This window comes from Anoxybacillus andreesenii, assembly GCF_030813005.1.
Lineage (GTDB): Bacteria > Bacillota > Bacilli > Bacillales > Cytobacillaceae > Robertmurraya > Robertmurraya andreesenii.
The window spans coordinates 1-11,885 of sequence record NZ_JAUSTU010000043.1 but is presented as its reverse complement, the minus strand read 5'-3'; the positions used below and the strand labels follow the sequence as shown (position 1 = coordinate 11,885).

The following is an 11,885-nucleotide window of genomic DNA, read 5'->3' as shown; positions in this document are numbered from 1 at the left end:
TAGGCTATTGTCGTTATGTAATTACTTCCAAGACTGACAAATACATTGGCGGAATTATTAAGATTTAGCGTCATAGACATTGATTGAAAACACGTTGTTTCATTGGTTACAAAGCGCATATTTTTCTTTTCGCCGTCTATATCATAAATAAACTGGCCTTTTTCTTGTTCATACATTTTATCGTAAAAACTTTCGGAGGCTATGCTCCCAACCTCATTTGTAGGGTGAGAAATATATGCTTTATTCTTATCCAGAATAAGGGCGTACCCCTTTTCACCAACCTTCACTTGATTCGTCAACTCTTGTAAATAGCTCAGACTAATATCGACAGATACAACTCCTGAACCATCTTTCGTAATTTTAGAAATGGCTACAACCATATCGTCTGTTCCAGCAGAAACATAAGGATCCGATATAATCACTTCACCTTTCTTCTCCATTGCATTTTTATACCAGTCTCTTTTTCTCGGATCAAAGTCTTCTGGTATATCTTTATGAGGCTCTTGTATGAATAACCCCTCTTCTGTTCCAACAAAAATCCCCTGAATCTCTGGGTGCAGTTGTGCATATTGTTTAAATATTTCACGTACCTTAGGGCTGCTTTCCCCTTCGTACATTTGCGCTGTAATATTTTCTGATGTGACCTCAATATCATGAATTTTGGACTCTATCGTATTATCAATAGTGAGATTTAATAGGTCAATATTCTCGCCTATCCCAGCCAAGACCTCATTCTCAACCGTATTTTTAGCAGTTATCGTTGCAATGATCCCAATACTAATAGAAGGAACAATTAATATGAAAGAAAAGGCTAGTATTAATTTTGTCTTAATATTCCTAAAAAGATTTTTCATCAAAAGGACCTCTTTCCAATTTTCCGTTTTATTGATCAAAGAAACTCACAATTCAGCTATAAACGTTGGGGCTTAGAAATGTAATAACCTTGAAGCAGAGGGACTCCCAATTTCTTAGCTGCCAGCAAATCTGCCCTGGTTTCAATTCCTTCTAAAACCAATTTCATTTTTTCATGTGTAAATTCTAAGAAGAGCAAGATTAACTCTTGCTTATCAATTGAGTCAGAAAGATCTTTTGATTTTGCAGGGTCTAATTTTACAAAGTCAGGAGATAATAACTCCATTTTTTTTAACGAAGCTCTATTTACAGACAAATCATCAAAAGCAATACGAAACCCAAGGGATTTTAAGAAAGCTAATCGTTTCAAAAAGACGAACTGCCCCCATATATTTTCTTCAATATGCGTTTCATTAATTTCGAATACAACCATCTCTTTCATATTAGGAAACTTAAGAAGCAGGTCAGTTATAAAATTCTCAAATTGTTCGTGAATAATAGTTGAGGGGAAAATATTAAGAAATAAATAATGATTTTTTAGATAAGAATGAGGGTATGCTTGTATTGCATTGGTAATGCATTCTGTGTCAAGTTCATACAAAACCCCTCTATTCCTGGCGTCATCAATCATTGCGAGAGGATTAATTCGTGGTGTTGATCTCATTAACGCCTCATATGCAAAAATGGCATCATTACTCGAATCCATAAGAGGCTGATACTCGCTATATAGTAATTTATCTTTCATTAGTTGTATGATGTTAAATGCTCCTATTTTACACCCTTCTTTCTATGTAAATACATAATATAAATATTAATTGATTAGATGAGCCTTTAATCTGTAGATCCCATCACTTATCTATATGTAATTCTTTTATATCGCCCAGCCACACTATGTGAACTCCGATTCATTCTTACCCCAATCTCCTTAAAAGTCAGTCCATTTTTACGCAATTCCAAAAGCCTCTGATCTTCTCCTGTTGTCCAATATTTATAATTTTTCTTTTTAATGATATGGTTGTCTCTTTCCTTTTTACGTTCATGATCTACCCACTCGGGTTCAGGCAATAATACTTGAGAATTAATATTGCTAAACTGGATCTTTTCCTTATGCATCTCGGCCCAATTCCAAAAATCTATCGGATCTATAAAATAGAAACTTTTTGATCTCCTTACTACTCTTTTCATACACGGTAGACCATGATTCTTAGCCCAACCTCTGATAGTGTTTCTTTCTATTTTTAAAATTTTGGCTAATTCCCCCATTGTCACAAAACCTGTTTGTGCTTTTGTATTCGATATTCCCAACCGATTCATCTTCAGTCTTACAGATTCGTAAGAACGATCCAAGTTTTTAGCGATTGTTGTGATTTTCTGGAATCCTATACATTCTTTTAAGTAATTTATTTCATCTTTGCGCCATTCCCTTCTCACTTTTTCCCATGTTCCTCCTTCTACACCTTTCAAAAGTTCTCTATGCCTTTAGTTGATTTAATAAAGACCTCTCTTTTTTACTGTTTTAAAACATTGCATTTTCTATTTATCTTAATTATAAAAAAGACTATTTCCGACACCGTGAAATAGCCAAATGGTTCTGACTAGAATGATTAAAAATTTGGTATAGTGTTAATCCTTATTACATTTCACCGCATCTTTTGACCTGTTCATTTCTAACTTCAAATCCATTTTTTAGGTCAAATTACTAAACATTTAGAGATTATAGATACAAGTTCCTAATATTTCAAGCGAGTTTCAACAATTTATGATACATTCCGACAAATATTAAATCTTACTATTATGCTATAAATTTCCATAATTTATATATTATAGAAAGATTGAAACAAAAAAATATCCAATATACGGTATTTGCAACTAACCTAATACTGTACGCTGTGCCAACAGAATAACTTTTCCGATTTTGCATTCAAGACATAAATATCAGGCAAGAGTACTTCGACAGAAGGACTTATACCTTCCTATCTCCTCGAATGAGCAACAGACCATGCGCTAAGATTAGATTTTAATGTCCAGCAGATATGCTAATCTGAGATGTGCTCAGTGTTTCCGAATTGTTTGCGATGTAGCTTTCTCCGTCATTTCTTCTAATGGGTCATCACAAAGAAGCCAAACCCCTTCCTTTCCATTCCCATTAAACATCACTCTAAAGAAGGAAGAGAACAACTTCCTTCTTTGAAAAGTTGTTTTCTTCCTTCTTTTTCTTTCATTGCAATGATCAACGTCTTTACATTTACAACAACAATTACACTCACTCAGGCAACTACATTTACGTTCGACTACTTCAAAGGGACGCATCATGTCATAATCTTCATGCTCCAAAATATGACAATGGAAAACATAGCGTCCTGTAAATGGACCAAACTTCATCATCACCCTTGTAATGAATAGTGTGTGGACAAACATACTAGGACAACACCTATTTTTAGACGATCCCTACACAACAGCAGCCATAACACGGAATTTCTAGCGAAGTAGAGGATTCATATGTTCAATCTTTATGAACATCCTTGTTTATTTTCCTTGAAACAGGTAAAAAGTAGAAATACTTGGATAATGGAGGTTGGTCTTTATGGAGATATCGTGGATGGCATTTACTATGATTGTACTGGCAAGCTATCGACTTACACATTTGATTGTTTTTGATAAAATAACAGAATTCATTCGTAATCCCTTTCTAATCAGGAAAAAAATATCCGAGAAAGAGACAAAAATGATTCCCAAATCTTCTATGGGCTACCTCTTAACTTGCTATTGGTGTACAGGAATCTGGTGTGCTTTATTATTGGGAGGATTGTATCTATGGATCCCTTCCATTGCACAGTACATCATTTTTATTCTTGCCATTGCTGGTGGACAAGCAATATTGGAATCATTTGTGGGTGTGAATATAAAAAGAACGGCGCTATACTCAGAGGAAACAAAGGAATTGAAATAATTCGAGGATTGTTCATAAAATAATTGGATTCTTCCTTAGATTCGGGAAGACCTTCTCATTAAGAAAACGGAATGGCTTTAACACGAGCCACTCCGTTTTTTGTTCAATGAAAGAAAGAAATTAAAAACTTTGGGCCTTCTGACCTTGTTCTACTTCGTTCCGCGTTCCAAATATCATTTTCAATAATGGCGGGGTAACAAGTGTCGTTACAATCACGACAATAATCATTGCTGTGTAATATTGAGACGGTAACAGGCCACTTTCTAATCCCATCGCAGCTAAGATTAAAGCAACCTCTCCCCTTGAAATCATTCCTGCACCAATTCCAATTGAAGACTTTGTATTAAATCCAGAAATCTTAGCTCCAATTCCTGATCCAATAAGCTTTGACAGGATCGCAATCATGGAGAATACAAGTATAAACACGACTTGTTTACCAATTCCAGCAAATGAAACAGCTAACCCAATACTAACGAAGAAGAAGGGAACAAAGACTCCATTTGCAATGGGTTCTGTTTTATGCTCAATTTCTTCCTTAAACTTGGTTTGTGAAATCGCAAGACCTGCAAAGAAGGACCCAATAATCCCAGCAACGCCGACAGCTTCTGCAAAATAGGCGAAGCCAAAACAGATAATTAATCCTGCACTTAAAACAGCCTCAGTAATCTTAAATTTGGAGATTATCTGAATAAATTTAGGTACCACCCATTTAGATACTAGAATAATAATCACAAAGAATATAATTTTCTTTCCGATCAGCAAGGCAAGATTCGTATCGGACCCAGCAAAGAGGCTCATCGCAATGGCAATGAGGATGACAACAATAATATCGTCCAATACAGCTGCCCCTAATAATACAGAGCCTTCCTTACTATTTAACCAGCCAAGCTCCCTTAGCGTTTGAACCGAGATGCTAACTGAAGTGGCTGATAATAATAACCCAATAAAAATCGATTCCGCAGATGATAGTTGATAGAATTGGGCTAAAACGTAGCATAATAGAATCGGTGCAATCACACCACCTACCGCAACGAGTAAGGCTGCTTTCATATTCTGGTTTAGATCCTTTAGATTGGTTTCCAATCCAGCCAAAAACATTAAGAGCAACACACCAATATTACTAAAAACACCGATAATTTCTGTATCATTCACCCATCCAAGCAGCGCTGGTCCCAAAATGATGCCAACAATTATTTTACCTAAGACAGAAGGCTGACCCATTCGAATACTTAATTGACCAGCAATTTTCGTCGCAAGTAAAACAATAACAATTTGTAAAATGAACATAATTACCTCCACAAGAAAATTTTTGAACAAAAAAACACATGGAGGGGCCTATGTGACAGACTCCTCCATGTGTTACTTTCGTTCATCATTTAATTATGAACCATGATAACAGTTCTAATTTCGTTTGTCTAGTTACGAAAAACATTATTAACTAAATACTTCGGATTTAGTTAATAATAAGGTTGAATCCTTCTCGGTGTTTTGGTTCTTTTTGTATAAGCATTACAAAAACAGCCAGATGACATTGACAAACATTTCGAAAAATTATAATATAGAAATCCTGCCAAATATATATTGGCATTAAGGGGACTGTGAAAAGTTCATTCTTCTTTGAAAGGGATGGATCCTATGAATAAAGAGCAATTAGTAGAAAGTGCACGTAAGATCATGGATAAGGCCTATGTACCTTATTCCAAATTTCCTGTTGGAGCAGCATTATTATTAAAAGATGGTACTGTTATCAATGGCGTAAACGTTGAAAACGTTTCATTTGGTGCAACCAATTGTGCCGAGAGAACAGCTTTTTTTACAGCAATCGCTAGTGGATACAAAAAAGGTGACTTCCAAGCGATAGCTGTAGCAGGTGACACAGTTGACTTTCTTCCCCCTTGTAGTATTTGCAGACAAGTTTTAGCTGAATTCTGTTCACCTGAAATGCCCGTTTATTTAACAAATGAGAAGAAGGAAATAAAGGAATTAACGTTAAGAGAATTATTACCTTATGCATTCACCGATCTAGACATGTAAATATATCCTTATTCGAAAAAATAGTATAAGGGCAGGTTTTGAGTACTCCTACTTAATACCTACCCTTCTATGTGTTTATAGCCCTTGCTGGATCCCCACTTACCACAACATCATCTATTCTTCTTTTTTCCTTGGAAGCAATCTTTCCCGAATATGAAAATTCTCTTGTAGTATCTCATAGGATATTCAATTTCTCCAACTTTCTGTAAAATGAAAGTAATACGTACTGAAACTTGGTGAAAATTTTGAAAAAGTTATCAATAAAGCTTGGAGTCCTTTTTTTCCTAATCATTTTCGGTCTCATGACGTTCATGTTTTTCTTCTTGCACATGGAAATTACTGAATCAAGGGTGGAAGAGGAGTTGCAATCCTTACAGGCAAGAGGGAATTCCCATCGAGCGGTACTAGAAAAGCACCTTGATCAAGAAACGATTGACCATGTAGTCCTCATGGAATCCGAATCTACAACGGATGTTGTAATTTTGAATCGAGCTGGAGAAATCATGGGTTCTTCCTCTCCTTCAGAAACTTTAAGGAAATACTTAAAAGTACCAAATTCAAATATTCCAAGAGAAGGACAAGTCGTAGAAGCGAATTGGGAAGAAGAGCCGTACATATCTACGGTGAGTCCGATTCATATCAACGGGCAGGTATCAGGCTATGTCTTTATGTTTGAAAACACAGAATCCGTCCATTCCTTAATGAAAGGCTTAAATGAACATTTCCTTATAGCTGGATGTGTGTCCGTCATTTTTACACTCATTATTATCATTTTTCTTACAAAGGGAATGATCAAACCTTTGATTAGCATGAAGGAAGTAACCTATCAGCTAAGTAAAGGAAATTTTGCAGTTTCTTTACCGAAAACCTCAGACGATGAACTAGGTGATTTAGCCAAATCAATAGAAGTCTTTGCAAATGAGCTGAGCTATTTAAAACAACAGAGAAGTGAATTTCTAGCAAGTATATCCCACGAGCTACGAACGCCCCTAACCTATATCAAAGGATATACAGATATTGTCAAGAAGAGGGAGTTAAGCGAAGAGGATAGAAAAAAATATTTAAATATTATCTCGGAAGAAACCAATCGGTTATCTGTCTTAATTAAAGAATTGTTTGATTTAGCTCAAATGGATCAAAACTCTTTTGACATCGAAAAAGAACGGATTTATTTAAATCACTTTATGGATCGTTTGGAACAAAAACTCGCTCCCGCTTTCCAGGATAAAGAAAGGAATATTTTATTCGAGTGCGAAGAAAATTTGTTTCTGATGGCAGACCCCTTGAGGTTAGAGCAAATACTCATCAACCTATTGGACAACGCAAGGAAATACTCACCAGATGGGTCAAATATCAAGTTAAAAGCATGGAAATACAAAAATTCTATTCATATTACTATTGAAGATAATGGGAAAGGAATACCTGAAAAGGATATCCCCTATATTTTCAACCGTTTTTATCGGGTTGATAAGTCAAGGACTCGCTCTCTTGGAGGAGCTGGGCTTGGGCTCGCCATTGTTCAAGAACTTGTTCATGCACACGAAGGGGAAATCTCTGTAACTAGTACAGAAGGGAAAGGAACAATATTTGAACTTATCTTTAAAGGGGAATAGATTATGCGGACCATTTTATTAATTGACGATGAGCCAATGATGTTAGAATTATTATCTTTGTATATTTCTCCAGCTGGGTATCATTGTATAAAAAAAGAATCGGCAGCTGATGGATTAACGTATCTAGAATCAAACTCAGTTGATCTCATCCTTTTGGACATTATGATGCCTGATATGGACGGTTGGGAAGCCTGTCGAGAAATTAGAAAGCATTGGGATACTCCCATTATCATGCTAACGGCTCGGAGTGAAAAGTCAGATATTGTGAAAGGATTACAATATGGTGCAGACGATTATATATCAAAGCCGTTTGATGAAGAAGAACTTTTAGCTAGAATAGATGCTGTTTTAAGAAGGCATAAACCACTATCAACTAGAATTTCGTTCCAAGGGTTGTTACTAGATACCGAGTCCCACCATCTTCAATATCAAGAAAAGGATATTTCACTAACTCCGAAAGAATTCGCCTTGATGAAGCTCTTTCTTAGTAACCAGAACAAAGTATTTACTAGAGAACACTTAATCACAACCATTTGGGGATATGAAGTCTCGACAGAAGACCGGACCATCGACTCCCATGTCAGAAACTTACGGGATAAGCTACGAAAAGCTGGCTTTCCTGCAGATCATTTTTTACAAACCGTCTGGGGAGTAGGCTACAAATGGGTGACAAAAGAATAACTTTCCTTAGAAAATATTGAAGGATTGGCATTCGCCAATCCTTACTTATTACATCATATAACTACTTTGGCTCAGGGCGGACTCATAACAGTTACAATAGCACTGTACGGCAGCCGATTTCATAACATTCGAAAGGATACACTTCTATTTACCAAAAAGTAATGGCATCAAGAATACCCAATATGATAATGATTACTCCTGCAATCCTCTGAACAATTAAGCCAATCCTTCTACCCTGTTTCTTCATTAACTTTCCACTTAGCTCAAAATACCAAATCAAAAAGACAGCTAAGATTAATGGAAATGATGTTCCTATTGCAAATACACTTGGAAGCAAACCACCATAAGGAACCGTTATCTCCAAAGGCATAAGGGTCACGAAGAAAAGAGTAAACATGGTAGGACAAAATCCCAATGTAAAGCTCACACCCATCAAAAATGCCCCTATTTTTCCCTTTTTCGTAAATCGTTCCGGGATACTGCCGAATGATATCATTTTCTTGAATTTGATCACACCAAGCATGAAAAGCCCAATCAAGATGAGAATAGGTCCAACCAATTTTCTAAACCAAGGAAAATAAGTGATGAATGTTGATTTCACTTCATTTCCAAGTATCCAAACGATTAATCCAAATAGGGAGAAAACAACCATCTTCCCGATAATGAAAAAAATAACCTCTGCCCAAGCGATTTGTTTCTGCACTGATTTATTGCCGTATACGGTAACAGCACCTAAATTGGCTGTGAATTGGCATGGTGCGAGGGCTCCCACAATTCCTAATAGGAACGCAAAAAGTACAGGAATTCCTTCCATCCCTCTCGCTAGATTCAGAAAGGGTTGTGTAAGCATATTACTAATCTCACTAAACACTCCATACATTTTTCTGACCCCATTTGTTAAATTTCAATCTATTTCCCATAAGTCGAAGCGAGTTTTAGCTATATCCCTCTTTCCTTTGCTTAGAAACGAATTGATATGACCCCCATGCCACATACAATGAGATCATAAAAATACCAAGGGCAGATACCGTGTGAATGGGTCCCATCCACCCGTAAGGTGTATAGTATTGGAGGTTACATAGAAGAAATAACATCATACTCCATGCTTTATACTTTTGGGGGACCCCACCAGCACTCCCAAAGATATACATAAGCGCTGGAATAAATTCAAAAATCCTAACAAAAGCTTCGTGCTTTTTCCAAAATGAACCATCTAGAAAAATAGCCATACCCGCTAAATAAACTTGAATGATGATAGAAATCAGAAGAGCCCATGCTAACACTACAAATATCCTTTGGGAGGATTTTTGTATCTTAGCCTTCGTTGTTTCACTAATTTTCATCTAGTATTCTCCTTCGACAAACATAGCGATAATTATTAATGGCAGTTTTCGTACGGATTATAGTTGTGGAATGCCCAAGAAAAGAGCATTATAAATATACTATCAAAAAAATATGGAGATTTTGTGCAGAATGAAATATTTCACCATCCTGACAATATTAATACACTGTTAAACTTTGGAGTTGAATTCATATGCAATATGTGTATAATTTTAATTAATTGGATAGATTAAATGTTTTCTAGGGTTCCGCAACGTAAAGTTGGTCTGGTCCGAGAGAAAACTCACGCTTGACGTGTCACGGAAGGATAAAAGCCTGGGAGAAACTGTACAACAGTTTTCTCTTGGGCTTTTTTGATTTGTGGCAGAAAAAAATTGGAGGTGTCATTTCATGAACACAAATTGGCTTAAAGTTGTTGTGGCAGCCCTATTTGAAGTATGTTGGGTTATTGGATTAAACCACGCTGATGACTTTTGGACTTGGGCTGGTACAATCATATCCATCATCATTAGCTTCTATGGCATGATTATGGCTGGACGCAAACTCCCTGTAGGAACGGTATATGCTGTTTTTGTTGGCTTAGGTACGGCCGGTACGGTTATTTCCGAAATCCTGTTCTTTGGAGAACCTGTTAAAATGAGTAAAATACTTTTAATTTTGCTGTTGCTGGCGGGTGTAATTGGCTTGAAATTAGTGACAAAGGATGATGTTGAGGAAGGAGCTGAATCCTAATGGCCTGGATCTCTTTAGTTTTTGCAGGTTCATTTGAAATGTTTGGTGTGGCCATGATAAACAAACTTCATCATGACCGTAATTGGAAGTCACTAGCCCTATTAATTTTTGGATTTAGTGCGAGCTTCATCTTGTTATCTTACGCAATGGAAACACTGCCAATGGGGACGGCTTATGCCATATGGACGGGAATTGGTGCGTCTGGTGGAGCCATTTTAGGAATGATTTTATACGGAGAATCGAAGGATTGGAAGAGGATCGTTTTTATATGTATGGTTTTAAGTGCAGCTGTAGGTCTAAAACTTGTTTCTTAATGAGTATTTAAAGGCCCCATTTTTTCTAATTCTGAGAATTCATTCGGCATTCGGCTGTTTTTCTCACGTTAAAAATTTCACTCATGCAACTAATTTGCAAGGGGTTTACTAATATTAAAGACGGCAAAAAGATTGCTCTAGACCCACCCTCAACTTGATTGTTATGATATTTCAAGTGAGTTTTTTAGGGGGAACAGAATGATTGAGCAAAAGTATCATGACCTAAAATTAGGTGAACGAGGGGCAATCTTAAGTATTGTTATATATATCTTTCTTTCTATCATTAAATTACTTGTCGGATATATGGCTGATTCTGCTGCTTTAAAAGCGGATGGACTTAATAACACGACAGATATTATTGCATCGATTGCGGTTCTTATTGGGCTGAAGCTTTCTCAAAAACCACCAGATAAAGATCATGGTTATGGACATTGGAAGAGTGAAACAATCGCATCAATGGTGGCTTCCTTTATTATGATCTCGGTTGGTTTGCAAGTCCTGATTGATGCTCTTTCTTCCCTGTTTGAAGGAGGAAAAGGAACACCAGACATTCTCGCTGGTTATGTAGGTATTTTCTCTGCATTAGTCATGTATGGTGTATACCTTTATAATCATAAATTGGCAAAACGAATTAATAGTAAAGCTCTAATGGCGGCTGCGAAAGATAATCTTTCAGATGCCTGGGTAAGTATAGGAACAGCCATCGGGATATTTGCATCTCAGCTACGTATGCCATGGCTTGATACGATTACAGCGATTATTGTAGGATTACTAATTTGTAAAACAGCTTGGGATATTTTTAGAGAAGCCTCCCACGAGCTTTCGGATGGATTTGATGAGGAAAAGCTGCAAGTATACCAAGATGCAATTAGAAAAGTAGATGGTGTGAAAGGGATTAAAGAAATTAAAGGGAGAAGCTACGGGAATAATGTCATCATCGATGTGGTGATTCTTGTGAATTCTAAGCTAGGAATCACAGAGGCCCATGATATAGCAACATATGTTGAAAAAGTATTGATCGAAGACTATGGAATTTATGATGTTCACGTTCATGTTGAACCTAATTAATCATTAACTCCAAAATAAATGTAAGAGCATTGGATTTTCTAATGCTCTTTTGTTGTTCATAAGTAGGCACAGTCCGATTATTGGTGTCTTTTTGATATTCCTTGTTCTGGAGGGGGAGTTATGCGAGGATATTGGCGTACTCCCCTAAATTCTTCTTAGAATTAACCCGTTGATAATTTTTTATTTCTTTGGTTCAGTATGTTTTTCTTAAATTGCAATATTAAATGCAACATTTAATGAAATACCAGTAAACCCATGATTAAATAGACTGGGATACTTTGCGCAACTTTACATGGAGTG

The 11,885-nt window shown here is 36.5% G+C and carries 13 protein-coding genes, 1 pseudogene and 1 riboswitch; of the genes and pseudogenes, 7 read left to right on the top strand and 7 right to left on the bottom strand.

Features of this window, described 5'->3' with window-relative positions; all coding sequences use genetic code 11:
• The 4 genes and pseudogenes from J2S07_RS20970 to J2S07_RS20955 all read right to left on the bottom strand — a co-directional run.
• A partial coding sequence (locus tag J2S07_RS20970) for a cache domain-containing protein (protein ID WP_307152337.1) occupies window positions 1-854 on the bottom strand: 854 nt, incomplete at its 3' end.
• A gap of 56 nt (window positions 855-910) precedes the next feature.
• Entirely contained in the window at window positions 911-1,597 is a 687-nt protein-coding gene (locus tag J2S07_RS20965; RefSeq protein WP_307152336.1) for an EAL domain-containing protein, read from the bottom strand.
• Window positions 1,598-1,704: 107 nt separating this feature from the next.
• On the bottom strand, window positions 1,705-2,316 hold the full coding sequence (locus J2S07_RS20960; protein ID WP_307152335.1) for a helix-turn-helix domain-containing protein: 612 nt from the start codon (window positions 2,314-2,316) through the stop codon (window positions 1,705-1,707).
• A 588-nt stretch (window positions 2,317-2,904) separates the two neighbouring features.
• Window positions 2,905-3,249 (bottom strand): annotated as a pseudogene (locus J2S07_RS20955) (multicopper oxidase domain-containing protein); the annotation flags it as partial.
• Between the two features lie 187 nt (window positions 3,250-3,436).
• Here J2S07_RS20955 and J2S07_RS20950 point away from each other — a divergent pair.
• Window positions 3,437-3,802 carry a DUF1360 domain-containing protein gene (locus tag J2S07_RS20950; protein ID WP_307152334.1) on the top strand — a complete coding sequence of 122 codons (366 nt, stop codon included), beginning with the start codon at window positions 3,437-3,439 and terminating at the stop codon, window positions 3,800-3,802.
• A 120-nt stretch (window positions 3,803-3,922) separates the two neighbouring features.
• On the opposite strand, the gene J2S07_RS20945 is transcribed toward J2S07_RS20950, so the two are convergent.
• Entirely contained in the window at window positions 3,923-5,089 is a 1,167-nt protein-coding gene (locus J2S07_RS20945) for a cation:proton antiporter (RefSeq protein WP_307152333.1), read from the bottom strand.
• A 348-nt stretch (window positions 5,090-5,437) separates the two neighbouring features.
• On the opposite strand from J2S07_RS20945, the gene J2S07_RS20940 reads away from it, so the two are divergent.
• The 3 genes from J2S07_RS20940 (at window position 5,438) to J2S07_RS20930 (ending at window position 8,130) form a co-directional block, all read left to right on the top strand.
• The gene (locus J2S07_RS20940; RefSeq protein ID WP_307152332.1) at window positions 5,438-5,836 is read left to right on the top strand and encodes a cytidine deaminase; all 399 of its coding nucleotides are present in this window, start codon (window positions 5,438-5,440) and stop codon (window positions 5,834-5,836) included.
• A gap of 245 nt (window positions 5,837-6,081) precedes the next feature.
• A complete protein-coding gene (locus J2S07_RS20935; protein WP_307152331.1) occupies window positions 6,082-7,449 on the top strand; it encodes an ATP-binding protein in 1,368 nt (455 codons plus the stop codon).
• A 3-nt stretch (window positions 7,450-7,452) separates the two neighbouring features.
• Window positions 7,453-8,130 carry a response regulator transcription factor gene (locus tag J2S07_RS20930; RefSeq protein WP_307152330.1) on the top strand — a complete coding sequence of 226 codons (678 nt, stop codon included), beginning with the start codon at window positions 7,453-7,455 and terminating at the stop codon, window positions 8,128-8,130.
• A 148-nt stretch (window positions 8,131-8,278) separates the two neighbouring features.
• On the opposite strand, the gene J2S07_RS20925 is transcribed toward J2S07_RS20930, so the two are convergent.
• Both J2S07_RS20925 and J2S07_RS20920 read right to left on the bottom strand, forming a co-directional pair.
• Complete coding sequence (locus J2S07_RS20925) at window positions 8,279-9,010, bottom strand: urease accessory protein UreH domain-containing protein (RefSeq protein WP_307152329.1); 732 nt, start codon at window positions 9,008-9,010, stop codon at window positions 8,279-8,281.
• A gap of 55 nt (window positions 9,011-9,065) precedes the next feature.
• Window positions 9,066-9,473, bottom strand: a complete 408-nt coding sequence (locus tag J2S07_RS20920) for a DUF6220 domain-containing protein (RefSeq protein ID WP_307152328.1) — start codon at window positions 9,471-9,473, stop codon at window positions 9,066-9,068.
• A 227-nt stretch (window positions 9,474-9,700) separates the two neighbouring features.
• A riboswitch (guanidine-I (ykkC/yxkD leader) is annotated at window positions 9,701-9,795 on the top strand.
• A 66-nt stretch (window positions 9,796-9,861) separates the two neighbouring features.
• Here J2S07_RS20920 and J2S07_RS20915 point away from each other — a divergent pair.
• The 3 genes from J2S07_RS20915 (at window position 9,862) to J2S07_RS20905 (ending at window position 11,585) form a co-directional block, all read left to right on the top strand.
• The gene (locus J2S07_RS20915; RefSeq protein WP_307152327.1) at window positions 9,862-10,203 is read left to right on the top strand and encodes a DMT family transporter; all 342 of its coding nucleotides are present in this window, start codon (window positions 9,862-9,864) and stop codon (window positions 10,201-10,203) included.
• On the top strand, window positions 10,203-10,517 hold the full coding sequence (locus tag J2S07_RS20910) for a DMT family transporter (protein ID WP_307152326.1): 315 nt from the start codon (window positions 10,203-10,205) through the stop codon (window positions 10,515-10,517). Before J2S07_RS20915 ends, J2S07_RS20910 begins: the two co-directional genes overlap by 1 nt.
• Before the next feature lie 198 nt (window positions 10,518-10,715).
• On the top strand, window positions 10,716-11,585 hold the full coding sequence (locus J2S07_RS20905) for a cation diffusion facilitator family transporter (RefSeq protein WP_307152325.1): 870 nt from the start codon (window positions 10,716-10,718) through the stop codon (window positions 11,583-11,585).
• Window positions 11,586-11,885 lie beyond the last annotated feature (300 nt).